23 protein-coding genes are annotated in these 26,572 nt (G+C 48.7%); 6 read left to right on the forward strand and 17 right to left on the reverse strand.

Going from position 1 to position 26,572, the window contains the following annotated elements:
* Window positions 1-493 precede the first annotated feature (493 nt).
* Together LKK83_RS08745 and LKK83_RS08750 are read left to right on the forward strand one after the other, a co-directional pair.
* Window positions 494-2,062 (forward strand): CHAT domain-containing protein, encoded by a 1,569-nt coding sequence (locus tag LKK83_RS08745; RefSeq protein WP_324630691.1) that lies wholly within the window; start codon window positions 494-496, stop codon window positions 2,060-2,062.
* Between the two features lie 501 nt (window positions 2,063-2,563).
* On the forward strand, window positions 2,564-3,505 hold the full coding sequence (locus LKK83_RS08750; protein ID WP_324630692.1) for a response regulator: 942 nt from the start codon (window positions 2,564-2,566) through the stop codon (window positions 3,503-3,505).
* A gap of 393 nt (window positions 3,506-3,898) precedes the next feature.
* Here LKK83_RS08750 and LKK83_RS08755 read toward each other — a convergent pair whose 3' ends face one another.
* Window positions 3,899-9,676, reverse strand: coding sequence for a tetratricopeptide repeat protein (locus LKK83_RS08755; RefSeq protein WP_324630694.1), 5,778 nt, complete (start codon window positions 9,674-9,676; stop codon window positions 3,899-3,901).
* Between the two features lie 11 nt (window positions 9,677-9,687).
* On the opposite strand from LKK83_RS08755, the gene LKK83_RS08760 reads away from it, so the two are divergent.
* Complete coding sequence (locus LKK83_RS08760) at window positions 9,688-10,182, forward strand: hypothetical protein (protein ID WP_324630695.1); 495 nt, start codon at window positions 9,688-9,690, stop codon at window positions 10,180-10,182.
* A gap of 202 nt (window positions 10,183-10,384) precedes the next feature.
* On the forward strand, window positions 10,385-11,887 hold the full coding sequence (locus LKK83_RS08765; protein WP_324630696.1) for a hypothetical protein: 1,503 nt from the start codon (window positions 10,385-10,387) through the stop codon (window positions 11,885-11,887).
* A gap of 224 nt (window positions 11,888-12,111) precedes the next feature.
* Here the strand turns inward: LKK83_RS08765 and recA are convergent, their stop codons facing one another.
* The 13 genes from recA to LKK83_RS08830 all read right to left on the reverse strand — a co-directional run bounded on the left by recA (window position 12,112) and on the right by LKK83_RS08830 (window position 22,176).
* Window positions 12,112-13,170 carry a recombinase RecA gene (gene recA, locus LKK83_RS08770; protein WP_324630697.1) on the reverse strand — a complete coding sequence of 353 codons (1,059 nt, stop codon included), beginning with the start codon at window positions 13,168-13,170 and terminating at the stop codon, window positions 12,112-12,114.
* Window positions 13,171-13,413: 243 nt separating this feature from the next.
* Window positions 13,414-13,590 carry a hypothetical protein gene (locus LKK83_RS08775; protein WP_324630698.1) on the reverse strand — a complete coding sequence of 59 codons (177 nt, stop codon included), beginning with the start codon at window positions 13,588-13,590 and terminating at the stop codon, window positions 13,414-13,416.
* Window positions 13,591-13,865: 275 nt separating this feature from the next.
* Complete coding sequence (locus tag LKK83_RS08780) at window positions 13,866-14,324, reverse strand: SH3 domain-containing protein (protein WP_324630699.1); 459 nt, start codon at window positions 14,322-14,324, stop codon at window positions 13,866-13,868.
* Between the two features lie 10 nt (window positions 14,325-14,334).
* A complete protein-coding gene (locus LKK83_RS08785; RefSeq protein WP_324630700.1) occupies window positions 14,335-15,861 on the reverse strand; it encodes an AAA family ATPase in 1,527 nt (508 codons plus the stop codon).
* A 75-nt stretch (window positions 15,862-15,936) separates the two neighbouring features.
* Window positions 15,937-16,452: a YceD family protein gene (locus LKK83_RS08790; RefSeq protein ID WP_324630742.1), complete on the reverse strand. Its 516-nt coding sequence runs from the start codon at window positions 16,450-16,452 to the stop codon at window positions 15,937-15,939.
* Window positions 16,453-16,591: 139 nt separating this feature from the next.
* Entirely contained in the window at window positions 16,592-17,074 is a 483-nt protein-coding gene (locus LKK83_RS08795) for a Jag family protein (protein WP_324630701.1), read from the reverse strand.
* On the reverse strand, window positions 17,074-18,228 hold the full coding sequence (yidC, locus tag LKK83_RS08800) for a membrane protein insertase YidC (protein ID WP_324630702.1): 1,155 nt from the start codon (window positions 18,226-18,228) through the stop codon (window positions 17,074-17,076). The genes LKK83_RS08795 and yidC overlap by 1 nt, the downstream gene beginning before the upstream one ends.
* A gap of 162 nt (window positions 18,229-18,390) precedes the next feature.
* Window positions 18,391-18,786, reverse strand: a complete 396-nt coding sequence (locus LKK83_RS08805) for a PH domain-containing protein (protein ID WP_324630703.1) — start codon at window positions 18,784-18,786, stop codon at window positions 18,391-18,393.
* Window positions 18,758-19,186: a ribonuclease P protein component gene (rnpA, locus tag LKK83_RS08810; protein ID WP_324630704.1), complete on the reverse strand. Its 429-nt coding sequence runs from the start codon at window positions 19,184-19,186 to the stop codon at window positions 18,758-18,760. The genes LKK83_RS08805 and rnpA overlap by 29 nt, the downstream gene beginning before the upstream one ends.
* A 154-nt stretch (window positions 19,187-19,340) precedes the next feature.
* On the reverse strand, window positions 19,341-19,478 hold the full coding sequence (gene rpmH, locus LKK83_RS08815) for a 50S ribosomal protein L34 (RefSeq protein ID WP_324630705.1): 138 nt from the start codon (window positions 19,476-19,478) through the stop codon (window positions 19,341-19,343).
* Between the two features lie 183 nt (window positions 19,479-19,661).
* A complete protein-coding gene (locus LKK83_RS08820) occupies window positions 19,662-20,192 on the reverse strand; it encodes a DUF2808 domain-containing protein (protein WP_324630706.1) in 531 nt (176 codons plus the stop codon).
* Window positions 20,193-20,707: 515 nt separating this feature from the next.
* Entirely contained in the window at window positions 20,708-21,748 is a 1,041-nt protein-coding gene (locus tag LKK83_RS08825) for an isochorismatase (RefSeq protein ID WP_324630707.1), read from the reverse strand.
* Window positions 21,749-21,969: 221 nt separating this feature from the next.
* A complete protein-coding gene (locus tag LKK83_RS08830; protein ID WP_324630708.1) occupies window positions 21,970-22,176 on the reverse strand; it encodes a hypothetical protein in 207 nt (68 codons plus the stop codon).
* A 329-nt stretch (window positions 22,177-22,505) separates the two neighbouring features.
* Here LKK83_RS08830 and LKK83_RS08835 point away from each other — a divergent pair, with 329 nt between their 5' ends.
* Together LKK83_RS08835 and LKK83_RS08840 are read left to right on the forward strand one after the other, a co-directional pair.
* The gene (locus LKK83_RS08835; RefSeq protein ID WP_324630709.1) at window positions 22,506-23,030 is read left to right on the forward strand and encodes a pentapeptide repeat-containing protein; all 525 of its coding nucleotides are present in this window, start codon (window positions 22,506-22,508) and stop codon (window positions 23,028-23,030) included.
* 239 nt (window positions 23,031-23,269) lie between these two features.
* Window positions 23,270-23,716 (forward strand): IS630 family transposase, encoded by a 447-nt coding sequence (locus LKK83_RS08840; RefSeq protein ID WP_324630710.1) that lies wholly within the window; start codon window positions 23,270-23,272, stop codon window positions 23,714-23,716.
* 132 nt (window positions 23,717-23,848) lie between these two features.
* On the opposite strand, the gene LKK83_RS08845 is transcribed toward LKK83_RS08840, so the two are convergent.
* From LKK83_RS08845 to trpS, 3 genes are all read right to left on the reverse strand, one after another.
* On the reverse strand, window positions 23,849-24,076 hold the full coding sequence (locus LKK83_RS08845) for a hypothetical protein (protein WP_324630711.1): 228 nt from the start codon (window positions 24,074-24,076) through the stop codon (window positions 23,849-23,851).
* A 343-nt stretch (window positions 24,077-24,419) separates the two neighbouring features.
* Window positions 24,420-25,352, reverse strand: coding sequence for a methylenetetrahydrofolate reductase (locus LKK83_RS08850; RefSeq protein WP_324630712.1), 933 nt, complete (start codon window positions 25,350-25,352; stop codon window positions 24,420-24,422).
* Window positions 25,353-25,523: 171 nt separating this feature from the next.
* Window positions 25,524-26,534 carry a tryptophan--tRNA ligase gene (gene trpS / locus LKK83_RS08855; protein WP_324630713.1) on the reverse strand — a complete coding sequence of 337 codons (1,011 nt, stop codon included), beginning with the start codon at window positions 26,532-26,534 and terminating at the stop codon, window positions 25,524-25,526.
* Window positions 26,535-26,572 lie beyond the last annotated feature (38 nt).

Below are 26,572 nucleotides of genomic sequence, written 5' to 3' on the forward strand. Positions count from 1 at the left end.
CTCGTAGGGCTTAGGCTGGTCAGCTACCTAAAGTCAGGGGCTAGAAGCCCCGTCTCTTTAGAGCGGGGTGCTGACTATGCCTTGCATGTCTTTCTTCCATTGTGACAGAAAACATTAAAAAATTGTGATTTTTTTTCAGGAAAATGTGATTTAGAACACATTCATAATGTCACCGACTGATGACATTATGAATTTTTGTTAATGCGAGGGCCTGTATTTGCTCCTATATATTTTCCGAAAGCGATAAATGACCGACTCCTGGAAGAGCCTGGATAGGGTCTTGCCAGATAACAATCCACAATTTGCAATGAATAATTGTCAAGATTGTTTTAAAAAAGTTAGTAATTAATTATAGTCAATCGCCAACTTGCAAAAAGTGACGTGGCGATAAAATAATAACAATAAAGCAATCAATCCGGCGATTGCCTTGAGAACCGCTATAGTGAAAAGGATCGGGGACAACAATTAAATTGCGAAGGGAGAACCAAGCCAAATGAAATTAATATCGAAAGGAACATTATTTTTCTCTAAAAAACTATTCATTTTTCCGTTAGTCTTATTTGGGTTAAGTGCGATCGCCTCCGGATCCTCGATTGCGGCTAAGGAAACCAATGGCAATTTTTCTCAGATGCCAAACACCCCAACAAGACTAGAAAATGGCGTAGAAATAGAAGCAAAAGAGCCTATGGAGCTGAGTAATATTTCTCAGGGGATAACTGCCCCGAATCCCGTTGGGAAAAATTACTTAGTCCCGCCCGGGGGAAAACGCCCTTCACCAGGTATCGCGATCGGGCACAAACAAGACGTCAGAGAACATATAGAGCTGGGAAATTTTTCCGAGGCGATTACTCAACTCGAACGCGATTGGGAAAAAAACTACGAAAATTACTTTGACAGAAATTTGTCTGAAGTCACCACATTAGGAGATGAAATTGGCGATGCGCTAGCGCTGATGGGGCGAAAAACCGGGAAAAACCCGGCGCTAATTTATATGATTCCGCAATCCGATCGCCTGGAAGTGGTATTGGTGACGCCAGATGGGGAATTTATGCACCATAGCGTACCCGATGCCAACCGGGCGGCGCTGGTGGATTTAATCGCAGAATTGCGCGGGGAAATCACCAATCCCATCAAGCGAAATAGCACCTCTTATTTAAGTGCGGCGCAGGGACTCTATAACTGGGCGATCGCACCGTTAGAATCGAAATTAAAAGAACAGAATATTGCCACCTTGATATTTTGCGTGGGGGGTGGATTGCGATCGCTGCCCTTTGCTGCATTGCATGATGGGGACAAGTTTCTCGTGGAAAACTATAGCATTGGATTGATTCCAGCTTTTAATATGATCGATGTGGAAACGAACCCCTTGACTAGTTCTGATGTATTGGCAATGGGGGCGTCAATTTTCCAAGAGTTAAATCCCTTGCCCGCCGTGCCCGTGGAATTAAATACCATTGCCAATCAGTTATTCAACGGAGAAATATTTCTCAATCGCGCTTTTACTTTAGACAACCTGCGATCGCAACTTCAGCAAGGACAATATGCCATCGTCCACCTGGCAACTCATGCGGATTTCTTACCGGGAAAACCGCACAATTCCTACATTCAGTTTTGGGATGAAAAACTGTTTTTAGATGCGATGAACCAGATCCGCTTCGAGGATAGTTCGGTGGGTCTGTTGGTGCTGAGTGCTTGCAATACGGCGTTGGGAAATGTAGAAGCAGAAATGGGGTTTGCGGGTTTGGCGATTCACAGTGGCGTGCCCTCAGCCCTCGCGAGTTTGTGGTATGTTAGCGATGCGGGCACCTTGGCGCTGATGAGTGAATTTTACGCCACCTTAAGAACTTCAGTGGAAAGCGATCGCTCGATAATTAAAGCCGAAGCCCTGCGACAAGCTCAGCTTGCTTTAATTCAGGGCAAAGTCAGGTTAAAAGAAGGCGAACTCCTCACCGAAAGAGGGGAGGAAGTCCCTTTGCCCCCAGAACTGCATGAAGCAGAGAGCGACAATCTTTCTCATCCCTATTATTGGGCGGGATTTACGATGATTGGCGTGCCCTGGTAAGGGCGATTTGGCAACGGCGATCGCCAGCTACTATCGCGGAAAATTTTCTTTCCACTGGTTAGAATAAAATCAGCCATCGAAATTATTATGAAGTTGTTAAAGAGGCTGCTACTGGAAAAAATAGCCAAACAAATTGTCAATTTTGGGGCTTTTTTACGCCTTGCGTAACGTTCAGGATGGCAAAAATCTCACAACAGGTCGTTCGGCGTTTTTTATACCTATAAATAGTCCGGTAAATCAGCAAGAGGTACTGCTGAGGTTGTGACAAGGCGGCGAGGATTTGACAAAGAATGGTTGGAAAGCCGTTGAGGCGGTACCTTCACGGGATGCGGTTCTGATGGCTCTTCTGGAAATACTGCAAATGCAGGGGGTGAGAGTTACCCGCGAATCTCCGCCCGCCCAATTTTTACCCCAATGCAATCCAAAAGGTAGATGGAACTGGGTAGTGGAATATGAGAAAGTAAAACCAGCGTTAGAACTTTAACTGAAAGAGAGTGAAGTATGATGGCTGATGATAAATCGGTTACGCCTTTAATTTTGGTGGTAAATGATGACGATGAACTGCGATCGCTCCTGCGTCTTGCTTTGCAGGAACAAGGCTATCAATTGGTAGAGGCGAAAAATGGCGAAGGGGGGGTGGCTGAATTCCTCCGGATGCGTCCCGATATGGTATTGTTAGATGGGGTGATGCCGGGGATGGATGGCTTCACCTGCTGTAGTCGGTTGCGGAGTCTCCCCCAGGGAAAAGATATCCCGGTGCTGATGATTACCGTCCTCGACGATCGCGAAGCGGTCGATCGCGCCTTTGAAGCCGGTGCTACCGATTATATCACCAAACCGATTCACTGGGCGGTGTTGCGTCAGCGCGTCAGTCGCCTGCTGGAAACCCATCGACAACAGCACAAAGTTACCTACATGGCGCGCGCCTTTCGCCAACAAACCGCCCGAGAGCTGCTGTTGCGCGGCATGTTGCGCCGATTGAGCGGCGAGGAGTTGCTCGAGGATGTGCTTGGTAGCTCGATGCCAGACATCGCCCAGTGTTTGGGGGTAGAGTTTGTGGCATTATACCATAAAAGTGGCAGTTTGACCCTTGTGGGCCGCCAAACTGAGGAAAATTTTTGCGTGCAATTCTGTCTGGATGACTTAGAGCCTTGTTTGGGGTGGTTTGCAGAGTATAAAAGGGAGTTTCAGGCGGGGAAAATTATCGCGATCGCCGATACTGCAGATCCACAGGTGCCCGAGAAGGCGCGCAAATTCAGCGAAAAACACCAGATCAAAGCGGCGATCGTGGCTCCGATTTTCACTCGTCGCCACAAGACCCCGCAGTTGTGGGGGGCGATGGAAGTTCATCACCCCCAGGCGAGAGAGTGGGAACCGACAGAATTGGATTTAATGGCAGATTTGGTGAATTTAATCGCGATCGGGATTCAAGTGAAACAGTAAGGATAAGTGAGTAGGCGGGGCTATAGCCCTACCTACGTCATCAGTTTTTCACCGCCCCCGATTGACGCAGTGAATCCTCTGTGGTGAGCGGTGGTGGGGGATTGAAATCGTGCCTCCGCTTCTGATTGTTTGCCTACTCGAAACTCATTGTTGTTCCTGCTATGGTTTTACGTTGAATATAAAACGGCTGTTTTTACCCCGTAGGAACAACAAGGCAATGCTTTGCCCTGCCCTCAATGGGATTTTTCTCACAAGCGCGATCGCAGTTCTCCAGTCAAAAGCGCGATCGCATTTATTCTCCAGCTAATAATTTTTTTGCAGGTTCCTGGTTTTCTTGTCAGTGGATGTCAATATCCTCTGATTCACTCAAAAAACCCCTTTTCTTCGCGAGCATCAGTCAACTCGTTGACGCTTTACACTCAAACAGCTTTCCAGTTTTTTCATTCGCGATAATACGCGATCGAGTTGTTTTACATCATTAACTTCAATACATAAGGGAATGAGAGCCGTAGCCTTACCCGAGTCCGATCTCCTGTCTAAAGCCCGCAAATTTTGGATATTAATATTGTCTTCCGCTAAAATATTTGCGATCTTGTTAAGTTCTCCCGGTCGATCTATCACTTCAACTTCAATCCAAGTAGTGTATTTCTGGTTGTGTTCTTTATTCCATTCCACAGGCATCACTTGTTCCTTTGACACATTTTTAGCTCGAGCGCATGCTTGAGTGTGGATCGCAATAGCTCTATCCCCACCACGAGTAACAATGCCAATAATGGGTTGACCTGGAACCGGGTTGCAACAACCTGCAAGACGATAGGGCATTCCTTCTATTCCCACAATGGCTGATGAGTCTAAAGTATTTCGCCTCCCGGATGTTCCAGAATGAGGGAATTGAGGGTCAGAAGTTTCTGCCCCGTTTGGTTGAGTTGGTTGAATTTGTGTCGCTTCTCGGATGCGATTAACCACAGAGTTAAGAGATAGATCTCCATATCCTAAGGCAGCAAGTAGATCGTCAACGCTGTGATAATTACATTGCTTCGCTACTGTTTGCATTTCCTCAGACTCGAGCAGGGATGTGAACCCATTTTTACCCAGCTCTTTTTGTAGCTTTTCTCGACCTGTGGCAATATTTTCTTGCCGATGGACTCGCCTATACCATCGCCGAATCCGACTTTTGGCTGTAGGTGTAATCACAAACTTCAGCCAGTCTAAACTCGGATGGCCATTTTTATCAGTGATGATTTCCACAATATCGCCATTCTGAAGCGGCGTGTGGAGTTTAACCATTTTTCCATTAACTTTCGCACCAGTACAGTGGTTGCCCACCTCCTCGTGTATCTTATACGCAAAATCAACTGCTGTTGTTTTTTTCAATTCCTCTGCTGTTGTTTTTTTCAATTCCTCGGCTTTCAATATTTTTTTCACATCTCCTTTTGGTGTGAATACATAAATGTAGTTCTCCTCTTGACTGGATTTTTCCGTAAGGTTTTGGATGATTTTCTGTTTTTCGGCCAACGGTATATTGCTGGTTCGCTTTTGTCCTTGGAAATTCAATATTTTTACTTTAACTTCGCCATTGATTTGAGTTAAGCGATCGACCAGTTTACGGGTCGCTGCTTCTATTTCACCCGGTTGATATGCAGAAGAGTTTTGTCTTTTTCCAACCATTTCCAACAGCAAAATAATTCGCCGATTTTCTGCTCGATCGACGCCGACTACCCGATCTAGTTTTAATTGTCCCTTTTGAAGTAAATTGCCAATTTTTTCAACACAGTCGGCTTCGCATTCTACTGATAGATGTACTCGTTTTCGCTGCGCTTGTTCGTAGTCGTGCTGCGATGACAGTCGGGCATAATGTGCTGGTTCTTTGTAATGACGATGAGCGGAGCTATCTAATCCCAATACACTGATACCATATTCTGCTGCCCAGTGCATTGTTTGCGTTCTGATTTGAAATTCTACAATTTGTGGTTCGGGTTCTCCGTATTGAATGTTAACATGAATCGATTGATATCCAGTAGCTTTTTTGGGGTTTTTAATATAATCGCGTAGGCTTTCCGTCAGAATGCCTTCACCTTGGAAAAACGATCCCATCTTCTGAACTACCGCCAGCGCTTGGTAACATTCACTTTCGGTTTTAGTAATAATCCGCACTCCCACAATGTCCAAAATTTGTTCTAAAGAAACTTGACGAGCCTTCATTTTTTTATAGATGCTGTAATTGCTTTTAATTCTAGCCTGAAGTTCCGCATCTATTGTAGCTTCTTCTAGTTCGTCTTTAAGTTCTTCAGTCAATTTTTCTAGGAAGCAGTCCTGGTTAGAAAATCGGCTTTTTATCCTGCGCTCAATCTCCTCATAATCGTCGGGTTCCAAAAAGGCAAAAGCCAATTCTTCCAACTCTTCTCGCAACTGGTTAAATCCAAATCGCACCGCCAATGGACAAAGAACGTCCCGAGCGTACTCTGCTAGTTTATGGACAATAAAATTAGACCAGGAGGATAGAGGGCAGCTAGAAATCAAATATTTAACATTAAGCAATTCAAGACGAAGAATATCTGGAGCCAATTCTTCTTTTTTTAACAGACCATAAGCATCCTCTGGATGAATGGGTTTTTGACAGAAGTATTTTACAGCTAGCTGCCATAGTATTTTGTCGTTCTTTAATCTAGCAATATCTAAAAATTGCTGTTCCGAACACCTGGCTTTAGCCTCATCAAAATACTGTAAAATTGGATGAATTACCTTTTCGGTTTCTTCGATGCTTTGGTCTAAGGTTGGCAACAGCTTATGTTGTGCTAACAATGCTTGCGTTTCAAGACAAACGGCGAGAAGTGAATTAGAGTTTATTCTGCTAGCAATTTCCCGTGCTTCCCGATCGCAAGCGTCTGCTCGGTCGGAATCTTCCCAAACCTCGCATCTTGCCAAATAGGTAAGGGCAAGTGCCTGATGGTACTCCATCTTGTATGTTTTGAAATTCTCCAGAGATTGTTGAAGATATTCTTTTGCACCTGTCATATTTGCCATAGCCAGATAGGTACGGCCTCTACTCCATACCACCCGGGAATAGCTGTTATGAACTTCTGGATGCGGCGAGGTGAAACAAGTAGCCGCTTCTTCATAAGATTCTAACGAACGCTTATATTGACCTCGACTATATTCAAGATCTCCTTGAATCATTAATCTCGCTCCGTTGAGGCCAATTGCTCCATTGACGCTATACTCTTGGTTATGTTTTTCGATTCGTTTCGCTGATTCTTGAATAAAATGTTCCGCTTTGTCTAGACGACCTTTCGATAAATTCAATCTGGCCAAATTGTTACAAGTTTTAATTTGTCCGTATAAGTCAGGGTCGCTCTTATTATTATCTCCTTCCTTTATCTTCAAGGACTCGATGTAAAGGCTTTCCGCTTCTGAAAAGTTACCTAGTATGGTATATATGTCTGCTAAATAATCCCGATCGCGAGCCAAGCCGTGGCGATCGCGAATCGCTTCCTTAAGCTTGATTGCCCGTTCTAGACTGACAATCGCTTCTTCAAATTTGCCCTGGAATTTTTGGCAAATCCCCAAACGAGACAAGGATTTCGACTGCCTATAGACATCTTTCAACTCCTCGAAGCTCTCCGCACTCTTTCCAAATAATTTCTCGGCTTTTGAGTAATTGCTTTGATGTCGCTCAATACTCCCTTTGCGATATAAGAGCCAAGCTAAACCCAAGCGATCGTCAATCCGATCCGCTAACTTTTCAGCAACGGTTGCAGCCTCTTCAGCTTCACGACGGTTCCCAATATCGTTATAGCAGCCAATCATTTTGCCTAACGTCCTGATTTGCATCGGAATATCGTCTCTCTGGACTGCCATGTCCAAAACAAAGTGCAAAGCTTGCAAAGCCGCTTCCGGATCTTCCCTCAGCGCGCGCATTTTTCCTACATAAAACAAGGCAACAGAAGCGCCGAGTGGATTAGGATTCTCTCCCTTAAATTCATCGGAAGCTTGCTGAAAAAGCTTTTCAGCGTCTTGATGACGAAACTGTTTCTCTAGCTTGCGGCCTTTTTCTAGCAACAGCCAGGGTTTACCCTTAACAACATTATCTGGAAGACTAAGAAGCCATGATGTTAATCCGAGTAATCGTTCTGAAGGAAGCCTTTCTTTTTCGTGGATGCGACTCACTAGCTCGTTGACCACTTGCGCTGCCTTTTCCTCATCTCGACTTTCCCGCCAGTGGTGATAGGATTCGAGATAAATAAAACGATCTAAGCTTTCTAACTGACCTTGAATTGCCAAATTCCAGTAATAAAGAGCAGCTTGTTTGTGCCTCCAGGTCAGCATTTCATCGGAAGACGGTTCTTGACGCCAAAACTCGGCAATTAAGGGATGCATCTGAAACCGATCTCCCTCCATTCGGGCTAGCAAGCGGTTGTGCAATAGGGAGTCTCCCACAGGCTCTGAAATATCCAAATACGACCACGCTGAACGTTGAACCGGAGTCCGAAACACCGATAGACGCATCAAAGCTTGTTGTTCCTCTTCATTCAGATGGACTTTAACATTTTCTAAGAGTCTTTTACTTAGCTCTTTTCCATACCGTTGGTCATACTCTACAAGACGATCCAGCACCGTTTTCATTGGTACCCCCAGTAAACGGCGATACTGGATAATCAGATTGATAGCTAACGGATGCCCTGATGTCTTTTCAAAAATTGCATCGATATCCGATGGCGAGCAGTAGCCTGTTTCTTGGCATTCTCGATCGATATATTCAACTGCTTCTGAGCGTTGAAATCCCTTAACTGGGAATTGTTTCACTTGCCCAGCCAGTAAGGGGCCTAACGATCTTTCTGGAGCATGGTCAATTAATATGATTTTATGGCAAGATTTTGTGGTGGTAAATCTACTAATTAGAGGAAGAAATTCTTGATGCTTAGCTCGCTGAAATCCATCTAGGAAAAAAGCATAGGGGCTTTCCCGTTGGGAGAGAAATTCCACTAATCTGTTGCTCTTGTCGATATTTTTAATTTTATCTTCCGCATAAGTGTTGTCAAAGCCATACTCCCGATTGTTCTTGAAAAAGTCGTTGACCTGTAAGAGTAGTTCATCCAAGGAAAAGCCTTCCTCTTTATCTTCTAGCCAACACACTTTGTACCTTCCATTGAATTGCTTTGCAAGTTGCGCTGCTAAATAAGTTTTTCCCACTCCCGATTCGCCCCACATTACTAGAACGCGGGATGCCTGAACTAAAGTTTCAAGCTGCTCCAATTCGCCCTGCCTTCCATAGAAGTCTTGATAATCTCGTGGATTGTAGGATGATGATATCGGTGGATCGGGGTTTTCCCTTGTTTTCGTGAGAGTAATTAACCCGCCCCAGTTTTTACACACTGGGCACTGACCCTGCTGTGCCGATTGCCGTTGGCTCTCGATATAACTCTCGATGTCATGCGCTAAACTATAATTCGTCACCAAACCATCCGCTTTCTGGGTCGGGTCAAGTGCCTGCAACAGCGCCCCACTCAGCACCCCATGTTCTCCGCTCCATTCTGGATGTGCTGGCTCGTCCGAGCGGGATGCGGTAATAAAAAAGCGATCGCGCGTTTCCCCGTTAATGCCCAGCTCTGCTTCTGCAAAATGGAACAATTCCCCGCCAAAACAGCAATCCAACCACACGATCTGCTGTCTCACCGGACTGTTTTCTAACAATTCCCGCAACCACTGCAGGGAAATCCCCAACCGTCCTTTTTCCTCAACTACATCACTGGTTGCCAAAAAAACCTCACTCCCGGATTCCCGTTTTCGCAACCCATGACCGGCAAAAAACAGCAGCGCCGTTTGCGGTGAATCTTCTTTTGGCGGATGAAACAACTGGGTAATGGCATTTTGTAAATGCTCTACAGTCCAGTTTTGGCGTGGATACCGTAGGCGCGGCTGTGGATCCACTTGCCACGCCCCCTCGCTCCATTTTTTCGGAAACCGTTCCACGTGGAAGTCTCCATGTTTTTCCAGCAGTCGTGCGATCGCTTCCGCATCCCCTGCCGGTGTGGTGAGATGCTTGGTCAGTTTCCTCTGCCTATCCTTCAAAAAAGGATAGCGATTAATCCCGATCGCTAACGCTTCTCGCTGCATGGCTATCATGCCCCCAACGCAGTACAATAAAATATTGATTTTCCCACTATAAACCACCTCTGTGTCCTATGACCACCTCTCTTAACAATAGTTTACTTTCCCTGTTACTGGCGCTGAATCGTCTGGAGGTGCCCCTCACTGAAGACGAAAGTACCGCTTTGGTCGATATCGGCGAACAACTGATGTACTCCCCCGACACTTGGGAGGATATCATCGAACCGGATCTAATGGCAATTCTGGAGGGCAATCCGGACTTGCGGTCATTATATCAAGAATTCCTCACAGACATTCAGGAGCGCAATGGCAACTTTCCGCCCAACCTGCTGCCAACTCAGGCGGAGTTAGGGCGCGAAATACCGAACTCTATCCATGAACCGACAGATTTTAGTCACTTTATCGATTTGGCAACGGAAGATAACCCCGAACTCGAACCGGATGTTAACAGTCAAGAAATTCTCAACGCGGCAATTCAGGTTTTATCTACTCCCAATCCCGTTCAAACTTCTAAAAAAATTAGCGGAATTCAGCGGGTTTGGCAATTTTTACAACAGCGGTTTTTTTGATGATATTACTGGCAATTAAAACCCGGTAATTATCGGGGGAGGGAGAGGCACACTAAGGCCAAAACTCTGGTTGTGCGTTCCCAACTCATGCTGCTAACGATAAACTAATTCCGAGGTCGCGGCACATGGAGGCAGAACCTCTGGTTATAGGTTTACAGGCATCTCCTAAGAACGAGAAACTCAAATTAACACCCAGCATCAAATGAATCAAATCGTTTACCCAACCCTGGATTTGTATTTGTACGACTTGCGCGATGGTTTAGGGCAAAACCAACAGGCGATCGCGCAAAATCAAGCCTATTTTAAAGCCAAACTACCCAACGACTTACACGCCCATCTGTTCAAACAAGACAGGGATTTTGAAGCCGAGTACGTTCCCTTACTCAAAAAAAAAGGTATCGCGCGATTTGTCGATAATTCACAAGAGTTAGAAGGATGTTACTATCCCGTGCGCCTCGGGGATACTTACGGGCTGTTGGTCAACACTTCAGTAAAAAATACCAGCCAACCTCATCCTCTCTTTTGCGTGAAAAAGCTGCAACGCTATCTCGCCGAAAAAATTCATCATCTTCCTCCCTCTCTCGGGCAAACCTGGATGATTTCTGCGGAATTGCCCCCGTCAGCGAAAAAAAGCCCGCAAGAAATTGCCAAAGCCTGTTATAATAACTTAATGCCCGATGGAAATTGGCAGCAGGACTGGTGCGGGGAAGGACGATTTCAGGGCGGCTATATCGTTGAACTGTGGCGTTACCAATTGCGACTGCAAGAGTTGGGGAAAAACTCGGAATCCGAATCACCGCCGAAGATTGAAGAAATTCAAGACAATCATCACGTGATTATCGCCATTTATCCCAATGCTGGAGCGGCAAAAGAAGCGGCGAGATATAATTTCCAAGAGTGGATGCGCTTGTTTAGCTATCGGGCAAAAATCATGTGGGCGTATGGTCAAAGTCGGTATTTAAAAGCCCAACTGCAACAAGATTTTGTCGCGATTCAAGGGCGTTTGGAAGAAATAGAAGCGGCGAGCAAAACAAGACCGAAGCTCTATCAAATTCAGGAGATGCTAGAAAAAGCTCAGGGGGTTCAATCGCGGTATGGCATTCATCTAAGCAATTTTTTGTATCAAATCCAGACACTGGAAGTGAATCTAGAAAATTACCAAAAGCGGCTGATTTCTCTGCGGGAAAAAGCGGAAGGGAACAAAGGCTTAGTTCTGTTACCCACTCGGTTGACTTCCCTGAAGGCGGCGAACGAGTTAGGATTTTTAGAAGGATTTCGGGAGAGGGTGGCACAAAAATACCTGCGACAACTGAAAAAGGATTATGAAAGTTTCGCGCCGGGGATGGAATTACTGGATGGGTTAATGAATGCGATCGCCTCGTTACGGGTGCTCGTAGAAACTGTGCAAGTACAGGGCGATCGCCACTTCCAAAACAAAGTTGCCATTTGGGGCATTGGACTGGCGGCGGGTTCAATTGCTGCCTCGATTTCCAGCCAATTTCCCATCGTAGTGGTGCCCACCGTAGCGGCGAATCAAGAAAACGATCCCAACGAGCATTTTTTAACTCCGTACTTGTTGGAACTCGGGGTAACAGAGCCTTGGTTAACCCCGACAATTGCCACGGGAATGACAATTTTGGCCGCAGTTATATTTGCGGTTCTGACTGCGATTATTATTCGGTTGTGCCAGGGGCGATCGCGCTAAACCAAAACCGGAAGTCCGCACAAAAAAAAGGTGGACAGTACCCACCTTTTTCCGATAATATCCTGGTTGCGGCGAGGGAAAATATAGCACTTTGGGTATGGGCGAGATGAACTGCCCCAATCCGGGGTGCTGCTTATTTTGCCGATTCACTGGAGGGAGGCGGGGCCTCGGGAGCGGCGTTCCCAGGCGGAGCCTAGGAACGAGTTAGTTAGAACGAGTTCGATTTATTTGGATGCCTTCTTCTTGCGCGCGCCTCCTACGGAATTGGCGTCAACGGCGACCCCGAGTTCCAGTTTTTCGCGCACTTCGGCGTCGATTTTTTGGCTCACTTCCGGATTATCGGACAGATATTGTACCACATTATCGCGGCCTTGTCCGATTTTATCGCCACGATAACTATACCAAGAGCCTTTACGCTGGATAACTTCGGTTTGTTCGGCGATATCTAACAAACAGCCCAGTTGAGAAATGCCTTTTCCGAACAAAATATCAAATTCAGCAATTCTAAATGGCGGGGCGACTTTATTCTTTGCCACCTTCCCTTTGACGCGGATGCCATATTGTTCCGTGCCTTTTTTCAGGGTTTGAATGCGGCGGATGTCCAGACGAACCGAAGCGTAGAACTTGAGGGCTTGTCCGCCGGAGGTGGTTTCCGGGGAACCGTAGACGACGCCAATTTTTTGCCGCAGTTGGTTGAGGAAAATGACGCTGCAGTTGGATTTGCCGATATTGCCGGTAATCTTGCGCAAGGCGTGGCTCATTAACCGCGCTTGCAAGCCGATGGTGGGGTTTCCCATCTGTCCTTCGATTTCCGCGCGAGGCACCAGTGCGGCTACGGAGTCGATGACGACTAAATCCACGGCGGAGGAACGAACCAGGCGATCGCAAATTTCTAGGGCAATTTCTCCCATATCCGGTTGAGAAACGAGCAAATTCTCGATATCCACCCCCAATTTCGCGGCATAGGTGGGGTCGAGGGCATGTTCGGCATCGATAAATGCGGCAATTCCGCCGGCTTTTTGCACTTCAGCGATCGCGTGGAGGGCGACAGTGGTTTTCCCGGAACTCTCAGGGCCGTAAATTTCCATCACCCGCCCCTTCGGGAAACCGCCACCGAGGGCTAAGTCTAACGTCAGTGCCCCGGTGGGTATGGTTTCAACTGTGGTGTTCGGGGAATCTCCGAGGCGCACGATCGCCCCTTTACCAAAATTTCGCTCGATTTGGTTTAGCGCTACGTTCAGCGCTTTTTGCTTTTGCTCGTTTTGCGCGATCGCGATAGCCATTTTTACCTCAAAGAGCTACGTCAGGGTCAGCAAGGATAGCTTATTCTAGTCTAACCCTTCCCCTCGATTCAACCTCCCTGTCGGTCTGCTAGCTCCTGCTGCGTAGCAACATTATCGAGCCAACGCGGGTTTCTCAGTTCCCGGGCAACCCCCCGGAATGGGGAACCACAGACCCAGAGAGGCGGTGGGCTTAACCGAAGGCGATCGCTTTTGCCCACCCACCCAAGTGCCAGAAATTGTGGATTAAATTAAACCCGCGCGATCGATTAATAACGCCACCACTACGGCAAAACCGGTAATGCCCAAGGCAACCAACGGATGCTGACCTTGACTGACGGCAAAAGAGGTGACAACACCGGCACCCAAAGCGGCAGTAACGGCGGCTGTTGCTAAATCGGTATTTGAATTTTTGTCGTACATATTTGCAATTGGGAATGAATTTTTTGAGTTGATATGTTACGGTAGCATGTTTATTTTTCTAGTCAAACCCAATTGCCCGATTTTGCAATTTTTATTTGAATTTTGTTAAATTTCTTAACATAAAATGCCTAAAAAGGCCCCAAGAGAAAAAAGCCCGCAGGTTGCAAGACTGGGGCTATGCGGTGTGTGGTGGGTTCCGCCCTACAGGCTACTTGTGGTGGATTCCACCCTACTGCGCTTGCGCGGGGGCGCTTCCCGAGGGAGTGGCCAAGGATTTAATTGATGCGCTCGGTATTACCGCCTTTGACCCAACCTTGTTGATTGCTGCCTTCCACGCGCACCTTTTCCCATTCCTTATCGGAGCTTTCTTCCAGGACGACCACTTCGCCCCGGAATTCGATCCCGCCGATAGAATTGGCATCATAGCTGGGGCGATCGCGCAGGATCAAGCCATCGGGCCAGGTGACGCGCGCGCGATAGGCTCCCGGTTCGAGCTTGTTTTCGCTAGACTGATTCCCTCCCGGGTTGCTCGCATTAGAGCCTTGGGATTGGCTGTCCTTATCCGCCGAAGTGGTTGCCGTTACCGGGGGTTTATCGTTAGAAAACGTGGGTCTGGCTGGCAGTGCCGTTAACTTGGTAACAAAATACAAGGTAGCGGCGACCCCGCCCCCTGCCAGGATCGCCAGTGCCAAGATAAAACCGAGCAGGAACTTAAATATACCCGCAATACTCATAGCTACTTGTTTAAGATTCAGGCTGTTGCAGTTGACGTTGCATCCGACTACTTAATGTACTGTATCGCGAAGCCAGACGAGCTTTCCCGGCGGCTGCCCAATCTTTCAACAACTGAATTTGTTCTTGGGCGGTACGAGCCAGGGGAACGATTTGACTGGCTGCCTCTAAAATATCATCAGTGGTGAAATCGCGATTTTGACTAAACCCAATATGCATCGCTTCGATCAGCGCTTGTTCGATTTCCGCCCCTGAGAAATCGGGGGTTTCATAAGCGAGGCGATCGATATCATAGTTTTTCAAATTGTGAGGACGCAATCGGGAGAGATGGACGGTAAAGATGGCCGAGCGTTCTTTTTGGTTGGGCAATCCGACGAAGAAGATTTCATCAAATCGACCTTTGCGTAACATTTCCGGGGGCAAAGCTTGGATGTTGTTAGCGGTGGCGACGACAAACACGGGGGAGGTTTTTTCTGCCAACCAAGTGATAAAGGTGCCGAAGACGCGGCTGGTGGTACCTCCGTCGCCTTTGCTATCGAAGCCGGAAAATGCCTTATCGATTTCGTCGATCCAGAGGACGCAGGGGGCTAAAGCTTCTGCCACCTGAATCATCTGACGAGTGCGAGATTCCGATTCTCCCACCAAGCCCCCAAACAGGCGTCCCACATCGAGACGCAGGAGGGGGAGGTGCCAGTGGTGGGAAATGGCTTTAGCGGTTAAGGATTTGCCGGTGCCTTGGATGCCGACTAACAGCAGTCCGCGCGGATGGGGCAAGCCGTATTGGCGGGCGCGTTCGGAGAAAGACCCGCCTCGGCGCAGGAGCCAATCTTTGAGGTTGTCTAAGCCGCCGATATCGGAAATTTTTTCGTGAGTGGGGTAGAAGTCGAGGATTTGGGTTTGGCGGATGATGGTGCGTTTTTCTTCCAGGATGAGTTCCACATCATCGGGTTCGAGTTGTCCGTGAGTGGCGATCGCTTTGGCGAGGACTTTGCGAATCCGTTCCAGGGAAAGTCCTTGGCAAGAGCGGACGATTTCATCGAGGAATTTGTTGTCTGGGGTTTGCCCGATTGCCGAGAGGAGGCGTTCGACTTCGGCTTTAATTTCTGCCCCATTGGGTAAGGGAAATTCCAATACGCTCAGCACTTCGGTGAGGTCCTCTGGAATCGCCAGTTGAGGGGAAATGATGACTAGATTTTTGGGTTGGGATTTGAGCGTACGCGCCAGATTGCGAAGTTTGCGCGATACGGAAATATCCTCGAGGAAGCGATGAAAGTCGCGCAGGATGAAGATAGCGGGGGCGCTGGCGGGTAATTTTTCCACCAGTTCCAAGGCTTGTAGGGGATTGCGACGGGCGAACCCGGCGTCATTGGGGTTGCCTTGGTAGCCATCGACAAAATCCCAGATATAGACCCCTCGGTTGCCCAAATCCCTGGCAAGATGCGCGATCGCAGTTTCGAGGCGCTCTTCTTCTCGGGTGGAAACGTAGATGATGGGATAGCGCGCTCGCACGAGCAGTTCGAAATCTTCTCGGAAAGTCATAGGGCTTTAGGTGTGGTCCGATATTTTGATGATTTTGGATTAATTTAACCGCTCAATTCCCCCATCCAAAATCTGCTAGCTAGACAGTTGGTTTTTCAGTTGTTCGAGTGCAGCCCAACGGCGGTCGATGGCAGGTTGAGACCCCCCGGCATTGTCAGGGGTTGGCTCGATCCCCGAACAGGCGCGATCGCACAACTGCCGAGACGGAATTTCCAGACATAGCTGTTGGTAAAGCCATTCTTGCGGGTCGAAATAGCCGTAAGGGGAAAGGCTTTCCACTAACTCTTCCAAGGGGGTTTCTCGTTCCAACGGGCCGTCATCGGGGCGATCGGCTTCCTCGTCAAGCCAAATAATTTCCGACGCTTTGATTTTGAGCCGGTGATTGTACTGTTGCAGGCACCGATAGCAGGTCAAGGTGATGATGGTTTCCGCTTCGGCTGAGACTTCCAGATAGTTACCGCGATGGGCGACGCTCAGACGACCTCGAACCGGAGTCAGGGTGTCTAGCTCCGGGATCGTCTGTTGAAAGGCGATCGTTTCGGTTCGTTCCGGTGCCTTGGTTAATTGAGGGATGTAAATTTCCTCGAGCATAGTTCTAAAGCCTCCTGGTTTCAAGCACTCAGCACACAGCACCCCAGCCTTGCGATCGGCGGGTTCGAGCGCTACCCCCTGCTGCGGGTTGTCTGGATCCGGTGGTTCCCTAGCCTGCATCCGATGCCCCGGGCTGGATTCACCGACGACGCACGACGAGACGTCGATTTGGTTCTTGTCCCCGACTGTAGGTTTCTAAATCCTCATATTCCTTCAAGAAGGTATGAACCTGACGGCGCTCTGCAGAGGAGAGCGATTTCATTTCAAACTCTTCCCCGCTTTCGCGCACCGATCGCACCGCTTCTTCTGCCATTGCTTTCAATTGGGCTTCTCGGCGCACCCGGTACCCATCTAATTCGATGGTGTACGCCGCTTGAGAATCGCTCGGCTGGCGGAGGTTGAGTATGGCGTTGGCTAGATACTGAATCGCATCGAGCGCTGAACCGGAAGGTCCGATGAGGATTTCGAGTTGTTCGGGTCTCAGGTTGTCCGGCTCAATGGTCAACCAATAGCAGTCCGTTTGTTTTTCGGCGCTGACCGATCCGGAAATGCGAGCTAAATGCAGCAGTTCTTCGACCCACTGCTGCCCTCGCTCCATTAAATTCTCATGTGGCAATCCCATTAGACTTTTTTCTTACTCCGTCCGGGTTCAAAGGGAAGTGCATCCCGTCCTTTCCCACTGCTTTTTGCGGCTTCTTTTTCCTGCGCTTCTACCACTTTCTGGAGATTTTCCGGTAAGGGTTCGCGGGAGAGAATGAAGGTCTGCAAGGTCTGAAACACGTTGGCAATCACCATGTACATCAGTACCCCTGCCGGCAGTGGAAAGAACAAAAACATCCCTGAAAATAGCACTGGGGTCAGTTTGTTGATGGTGGACTGCTGCGGGTTATCGCTGGCACTCGGCCCACTTTGACCGGAGAGCAGTTGGTTGACGTACAAGCTGATGCCAAAGAACAGTACCATGCCTACAATATCCCAATGGATATTTCCTTCGGGATCTACGGCACCCACTCGTCCCAGGGCTTCAATAAACAAAAATCCTTTATTGGCTGCCAGTCCCGGAATTTTCCCTTCAATGGTCACTTGACCGGGTTGCAGGGCTTCTAGGGTTCCGTCTTCATTCACCCTCACCCGATCTTCCCCTTTGGTGACTTCCCACTGGGGCACTACCTCGGTATTGTCATAGTCGGAGATCAGTTGGGATAAGGGTTTGCCTTCCACGGTCTGAAATTCTACTTTGGTTTTTTCGCCGACGCTCAGTTTATTCCCGCCGGGAAGCAGGGCAACTAAGGGAACGTGAACTCCATCGGTGATGTAAATATTCTTCGGTTCGGTGGCAAAGGCTTGCGGGACGATCCGTTCCATCTGTTCTTGCGGAAAGATGTCCAGGTTAATGCTGTAGCTGATGTCGGCAAACGGCGATCCCCGCAAGGTGGCGAATAAGGCAAACAGTACCGGCATCTGTACCAATATGGGCAAGCACCCGGATAGGGGATTGCCAAATTCTTTGTAAACCTTGCTCATTTCTTCCTGCTGTTTGGCAGGATCGTCTTTATAGCGTTCTTGTACTTCTTTGACCCGCTTTTGCATCACGGGTTGGGCGACTTTCATTCGTCGCATACTGCGAATTGAGCCTGCACTCAGGGGATAGAGGGCAAAGCGAATTACTAACGTCAGCGCTACGATCGCTAAACCGTAACTCGGCACGATCCCGTAGAAAAAATCCAGGATCGGCAGCATAACGTTGTTGGAAAGAAATCCGACTCCAAAGTCCATTCGTTTTATGTCAACCTGTGCGTGCTGAGATGTTGTGTTTACGTAGTTAAATACTAACTATCTTTCCCAATGTTGTGTCCGCCTCCCAACTGTGGGGGCACCATCGGGTTGGGTTTGCATGTTGTGGTCTGGCGCTTCGCGCGGCAACGCGCTTGTCACCCCCTAACGAGTGCCGATTGTCCCGCTGGCTTGTTTGGCTCTCGATGACAATTTGTCCTCGATATAGGCATAAAGGTCGCGAAATTTCGGCAAGGCTCGCATTTCTAGTCGCGACCCGTTTTTTAGGGTGACGACCATATCTCCCCACAGTCCCAAACCTCGCGGTACGCTGGTTATTTTGCTGATTTCGGAGTACACGATGTCGGTGCGATCGCGCCCCATCCATCCGCCAATTACTGTAATTCGCCGATTGGTGATCCGGTAGCGCAACCACAGCGCCCGCACGATCGCTCCCACGGTTAGGGGAATGCAAATCACCGTGAATCCTAACAAAATATTTACGATTAAGTCCCCGATGTGGGGTCCGCCTTCATAATAAATCTCTTCTCGAATCGCCATTGAGAACCTCTGCTTTTGCCAACAACTGCTCTAATTCTTGCAGAAGTTGGCGATAATTGCACTCCACTGCGGCGGGACGCACGATAAATACTAAGTCCCACCCGGCTTCGATTCGGGGCAGCAGCTCTCTCAATCCGGCCCGGATCCGCCGCTTGATTCGATTGCGGATTACCGCTCTCTTGCTGACTTTCTGAGCGATCGCGATCCCAATGCGAGTGGGTTGATAAAATTCCTTCCCTTCTGCCTCCGCTTGCGATCGCTCCCCCGATTTCGCTACTTGCGAATTTTCTTCGCGCCGTCTCCCTCTCAAAATTAAATGACTGGTTTTTCTGGTGATTCCAGTCCGGTAGACGACTTTAAACTCTTTCGGGTGCTTTAAGCGATTTTTTTGGGGCAACACGGTGCTTTTTTCGGCAACTCTATCAACCCAGTCCCACTGGTTTGGCTCGCAATTTCTCGTCTCATCGCTGCATCAGAACTCCCCGCTGCGATCGCTTTGGCTTCCCGCTGGCGGTTCGTTCTTTTTGGGCCACTGACGGGCGATCGCCGCGCTACTAGACGGCTAACCGATGGCGTCCCTTGCTGCGGCGCGCTTTAATCACTCTCCGGCCATTTTTCGTTCTCATGCGTTTCCTAAAACCGGATACTCTCTTTCTTTTGCGGCTGGTGCCATGCAGGGTGCGCTGTGTCATAGCAATTACTCCTGACTTGCTACTCTAATGTCTAAAAAAAAGTCACAAATTCTGATTGTATCATTCAATGTTAAAAAATTCCAGTTCGGATGCAACCATCCAAACTGGAACCTCTGCTCCCCTTTGACTCCTCCCCCGGGGCCACGCTCATCCGGGGCGCTGGGTTTCACCCCTCACTGACCTCTAGTCGATATTGAGAACCCAGGTCCCTAGGTAAAGGGGTAGGGGCGGACCTCCACGGGTGACGACTTTGCAGTTAAAGTAAAACATTCCCCCTCGCCGAGGATTCTCTACGTCGTCTAAGACGATTTCAATCTCGTTATCCGCCGCAATCGGTTCGACGGGATAAATCGATATGAAGCGATTTTCTCGATCCCAGAAGACTTCTTGCACGGCGATCGTCTCGTCGTTGACTTTCACTTCGATCTGCTCTTCATCAAATTCCCCTCGATAGTTCTCCGGATACTCGATTTTCAGTTCGAGAATCGCTACATCCACTTTATCTTTGGGGATTTTCAACCAATAGGTATCTCTTCTATTTTCTCGCCCATTGTCCAAACAGTATTTCAGCTCATTGTCGCGCCCGGGTCCTCCAAAAATCGTTAACCCGGAACACTGTAGCGCCTCGCTTGGTTGGGGCATCCCCGTCAGGAGCAACCCCGTAACCGCTAAAGCAGAAAACATCCGTCGCAAAGCACAACCCGCAGACATCATAAAACTCAATCCCTCATTTACCAGCTAATTTTGGCCGAGCGGTAGATTTTTTGGCCGCCGCCGCTATTATTGGCCGCCGCCTCCCCTGTGTGAACGCCTGAGACCAGCGAAAACAGGATATTAGGTTAATATACCCGATTTCTCGCTCGTCTGCATGCCAATTCTGCTAGACCCTTTCTGCTTTTCTCCGGTTCCATCCGGGGCACTCCTGGTCCCCCATCTGTGGCAATTGCTTTCTCCCCCGCGATCGCTCCCCACCCGCTCGGGGTTATTTTTTCTCAATCCTAAATTGACAACTAGAGATATTTGTGGGATGGCAAAGGCTCCATCCCCTTTCACCCGCGCCTGGGCAAGCAAGCCGAGGGCAATTGGGAGATTGCATTATGTATAGCGCTCTATATGCAGTAGCGACAATGTGCGAGCTATCATTCAGTGCGCGAGAGAATTTATACATAAACCCTTGTAGCGACGCGATAAATCGCGTCGCTACAAGGAACTTGTGCCAAATAGTGAGGCTACAAAGAAATTCCCGGCCAAGCGGCGATCGCCTCGGTGGATTGCACGATATTCATTCCCGCATCAGCAAAACGCTGAAACGCCGCATCCGCTGCCTCGGTGAAGTCTACCACATCGGGAACCACCACGGGAGAGGTACAATCGGACAACAAATAGATTTTCCGGGCTAAACTTGGGTCTCGTTCCTGAATATCCGTCAGCAAATCCTCGATTGTCCAAGCGACGCAGTGACTCTTCGCTTGACCGGCAATAATCACCGCATCAAACGCCAACAACTGGTCAATTAAGGGGGTATTTTTTTGCGCGATCGCCCGACCTTCATGGTCTTCCAACACTTCCGGACGCAACACCGAATAATTTTCCGTCAGGGGATTACCGCCTTTGACTTCAAACTGGGTTTGACTGTGACGAACGTGGTTGTGGAAAAACATCGCCTCTTCCAGTGCAGAAACCAGGGCGTGACTAATACCCCCGAGAATTGCATGATAGGGCCACACCGTGAGCGGATACTTACTATCGAGATTCAAAGTTTTAACGTAGTGGTGGGCGTATTTTTGCAGCCAGACCTCGTTCCCGCCCGCAATGCTGTGCGCCACCGCTGGATTGACTTTCCACTTACCTTGTTCCACATCTTCGATAGAAATTTGCGTCAGGGGCGGCGGATTGTTTCCTTCCTTATCGATCCAAAAAAACGGATGAAAGATTTGCATGGCGGTGTGGGTATCCATCGTAGGCGCGATCGCGGTAATCCTCCCTAAATTCCGATAAATAAACTCGCACAACCGCAGGTTATCATCCACTGCACCGGTGCCACTGCGTCCCGCGACAAATAATTCAAAATCCGGAATGCAGAAGGTATTCTGCACGTCAATTGCCAATAAGCAAATGCGGGTTTTGTCCGTAGCTGCGGGGGCAATATCGTGCTGTTTTGCCCACTTTTTCGCCCCTGCAGCACGCTCTAAATAGGGTACGCGCCAAACTTCTCCCACCTTTTTGGCATCGAAGTGTTCGGGAATTGGCAGTTGGGTTGCTTGGGTCATTCTTGTTCTCCTTTAATGAATTTGGTCATCGAGAATTGACGGGGGATTGATATTCGCCCACTCATCGGTAATGTTGATTTGAAGCCCGAGAATTTCTGGGGGTTAGCCAATCCACCCACTTGGCAAATCATGGACAGTGGGCATCCCTTACCGATTCGGTGTCGGGAAAGTCTGTGATGTTTTCTATTTTGCCATTTTGTTGCTGAATTGACAGGATGCCTTTATTCCCAGGTTGCGGGATGTGAGAGATACCCAGAGTGGGGAAAGCGCCAGAAGCGGCGATCGCGGTCTTGGTTGGCGAAAGCTAATCTGGGGGAATGGTTTGGGGGGTGAGGGGATAAAATTGCAGAAGCGATTGGCAAACTGGTGGGGGAAAATGCCGCCCTTGGCGATCGCAGGTTAACGTTTGCGGCGCGCAACCGTGGCACTGGGACTCTCGGAGGGACTAGGGGGAAATTATACTTTCTCGATAGAAAAGAATCAATGGGAGGCTTTCGAGACGAGGGTCTATTTTCCCATGAGTTTATGCTGAGTCGCGATCGCCGATGGTGTATGACATATTGTCAATTCTTTTTTTGAGAAAAGAAGCGATCGCGAACCAGAAGCCTGCTTCTGGTTCCCGCTCGATCGATTTTTCTCAACTTTTGCTATTTTAGCAATAAGGGGTTACACCCCCTTTGACAAACGTGCATCTGTATGTATTGGAAGCCGGAGCGGAGAAATCCGGTGACTTGCTGGCACGAAAAGGAAAACGAATGTGAACGTAAAAATCCTCGCGATCTCGGCACTGCTGCTCACCTTCTGTTCTGGTTGTTGGGCAAATCAAGGACACGTTAGACGGTTGCTGGAAACGAAACAATGTCAGGGGTGCAATTTAGTGGGTGCGAATCTGAGGGAGCAAGTTTTAGGGGGTGCCAACCTCAGAGGATCCAATCTCGATCGAGTGGATCTAACCCTGTCTAATCTGTTTTATGCGGATCTCAACGCCGCCTCCTTGGTGAAAGCTCGTATCAGAGGAGCGGATTTGAGAGCGGCGAATTTAAAAGGTGCAAAGCTCAACAATGCGGATCTCAGCAGTGCCGATCTCAGTAGTGCAGATTTAAGGAATGCCGATCTCAGAGGTGCTTCTCTGGAAAATGCGGATTTATCCAATGCAAATTTATTGAATGCCCAGTTAGATGGTGCGTTTCTCAAGGGTGCGAATCTGGCAAACGCTCAAATCGAAGGTGCAGTGGGATTGGTGGTGGAAAACTTGCCCCCCGATCGCCAACCGCAGCAGTGAGCAGTCTCGAATCCATCGGCATTGTAAATCAGTAGGGGTAGGGTGGGCGGTGCCCACCCTATCTCCTGTAGAGAGGCAGATTTATCGCCTCTGGGACTTTTGGGGAGGCGATCGCTGGCTTATCCCTTGCCAGAGCGTCAACAACCCCTGGGCAAGGAGCGATAGTGGCGCTAACCGCCCAGTCAGTTTACATCTAAATATCATAATATGAAAAAGATATAGTTCTCATCCCCCTGCTCATGCCTGCCAAAAATTTTCTGACCCCTACTCAAAAAAAACGGCTGCAAAAAGCCATTCGACAGAGCGAGTGCCCGCGATTTCGCGAACATGCCTTAATTTTGTTATTACAGAACGACGGCAAGACCTACGAAGAAATCGCCGATTTTCTCGGATGTTCCTACAGAACCGTTGCCTATTGGTGCGTACATGGCGACCCCGACAATCTAGACAGCCTCAAAGATCGAAGAGAACGGGGGAACTATCGCAAAGCCTCAGATGCCTATATTAAATTATTGCTCGAAGTGGTCAAACAACCGCCGAGGCAACTGGGATATGACTTTGACCTGTGGACCAGTCAGCGATTAGCCGAACATATGACGCAAGAAACCGGGATTCACCTGAGTGGGACGCAACTGATTCGGATTTTGAGAAAGCACAAAGTCCGCTTACCGATGAGCCGGGTATAAGTTAGCGCTGAAATAATCCTGGATGGAAAGAAAAAAGCGATAACCGCTCAAACGCTCAGGCGGATTCTCCCATGACGGGAAATCGAGCTTCGCGAATCTGCCCCCAATTCCGTCTCAGGTACAACCTGCAAGTTAGATGTATTTATAACCTGGAAAAACAATTTGCCGCTTCGGGAAATCTTCACCGATCGCATCGGTGAGACGATCGCGCCCGGTTGTTATCTGTGACGCCACTGCCTCGCGGCGTTCGGATGTCACTGCACTGCCGGAACACCCTGCGACAAATGGCTTAGGGAAAATTAAGCCATTTGGCTGATGCCGAGAAGCGATCGCGCCACTGATAATGAAAGTAACGATCACCCTGAATTTGTTCGACACCCTGAGTGTTGCACCGCCCCCCCAGCCCTAGGGGGGTTTTTCATTTCTGGGTTCTCCCGCCCGCTCTAACCCTTCAAAAAAAGAGCCTCCAGCCTTCGGCTGGAGGATCTTTTTTCTTGCATCTACTCGTGCTAATGTCAAATTTTGACCGTTCTGTGAGTAGAAAATACACCCTGATGGCAGGGATGAAGGGTGACAGAGGTTTTCCCCTTGCATCCATCCACTTTTATTAGAGATACATCATCTGGCGAAATTTGACAAGATGAACCTTCCCCCCTAGGGGTCTCACCCCCATATCGGCGGGGGTGATGGAGGCGATCGCAAATTACACCGATAGGGCAGGTGCAGAATTGACTGGGGCAACATCGGCCAAATCCAAGATTTCCGGAATCAGGTCTTCCCGACGAACTGCCATCATGTGGACGCCATCACAGAGCGATCGCGCCATTTTTACCTGTTCTGCGGCGATCGCCACCCCTTCGCGCAAGGGATCTTTTGCCTTGGCCAAACGCTCGATAATATACTCCGGAATATCCACTCCCGGCACGCAGCGATTGATAAATTGAGCATTTTTTGCAGATTTGAGCAGAAAAATCCCCGCTAAAACTGGCTTATTACACCCTACAGCCACTTGACTCATAAACTTGTCGAGTTTATCAAAATCGCAAATAAGCTGACTTTGGAAAAATTGAGCGCCTGCTTCGAGTTTTTTCTCAAACCGACGCTGTAAGCCGGACCAACTCTTAAGCTGGGGATCCACAGCAGCGCCTACAAACAAATTCGTGGCGCGATCGGGTAGGGGTTTATCGTTGGCATCAATCCCCCGATTGAGCTTGTCAATCAGCTTGAGCAAACGAACCGATTCTAATTCAAAAACGGATTTGCAATGAGGGTGATCGCCGGCTTTCACCGGGTCGCCGGTTAAGGCGAGGATATTCTGAATTCCCAGGGCATGTGCGCCCATCAAGTCCGCTTGCAGACCGATGCCGTTGCGATCGCGACAAGCCACTTGGCAAATCGGTTCGATGCCGCGTTGCAGCAATATCGTGGACGCGGCGAGGGAAGACATCCGCACCACCGCCCGGGATCCATCGGTGACGTTCACCGCATGAACGCGATTTTTTAGACCCTCGGCCATCTTTATCATGTGGGTCGGATCGCTTCCCTTGGGAGGCATCACCTCGGCGGTAATCAAAAATTCACCCGCTTTGGCAGCACTTCGGAAGCGAGAGTATGTCTGGGGCTGTTGTGCAATCATAAAATCCGATTTGTTGTTAACGCTTTACTGGGGACTGGGAAAGGGAAAGACGATAAACTACGAACGGTTTCGCAAAAATTAAGCGAAAATTTTCCTTAATTCACTGACTGAATCGTTCGGCGATCGCCCTGGGTTTTCCATTGTCCCGGGTTTGCTTTTTCCGGTCGTCGGTTAAACGGGCATGGAATAACCCAGGGCAGTTTTCACCCGATGCAAGGTTTGATTGGCAATTTCTTCTGCCTTTTCTCTGCCCGATCGCAAAACCGATTCTAAATAAGCTCTATCCTCCATTACCGATTTGTATTTTTCCTGAATCGGTTTGAGGGCTTCGATGGTGGTTTCAGTCAGTAAGGGTTTAAATTGACCCCAACCCATATTTTCACATTCATTGGCCACCTCTTGTTTGGTTTTACCCGAGAGCAACATGTAAAGGGTTAGTAAATTATGGCACTCGGGTCGTTCTGGATCGTCAAAGGTCAATCCGCGAATCGGATCGGTTTTCGATCGCTTGATTTTTTTGGCGATCGTATCTGGCGGATCGAGCAAATTAATCCGACTCAGTTCTGATGGATCCGATTTGGACATTTTCTTGGTGCCATCGCTCAAACTCATCACCCGCGCTCCTTCTTTGCGAATCATGGGTTCGGGCAATTTCAGCACCGGATTCTCTTCTTTGCCAAATTGGTGATTGATCCGAACCGCAATATCGCGGGTTAATTCTAAATGCTGCTTTTGGTCCTCGCCCACCGGCACCTTATCGGCATCGTAAAGTAAAATATCCGCCGCCATCAACACCGGATAATCGAGCAACCCCACGTTGACGTTTTCCCCTTGGCGCACCGCTTTTTCTTTAAACTGGATCATGTCTTCAAGCCAGTTGAGCGGCGTGATGCAGTTGAGCAACCAGGTGAGTTCCGAATGCGCCGAAATGTGGGACTGCACGAAAATCGTCGCATGTTGCAGGTCGATTCCACAGGCTAAATAAAGGGCCGCAATGGTGTAGGTGTCTTGCGCCAGAGTTGCTGGGTTATGCGGGACGGTAATCGCATGTAAGTCTACCACACAGAAGAAATTTTCATACTGACTCTGCGCTTCTACCCAGTTGCGAATCGCACCCAGATAGTTTCCCAAGTGCAGATTCCCCGTGGGTTGAACGCCGGATAAAATTCGCTGCTTGCTCATCGCTTGCTCTACTAATCCCCCTGCTAAAACAATGGAAG

This window comes from Phormidium sp. CCY1219 (assembly GCF_035615515.1).
Lineage (GTDB): Bacteria > Cyanobacteriota > Cyanobacteriia > Cyanobacteriales > Laspinemataceae > CCY1219.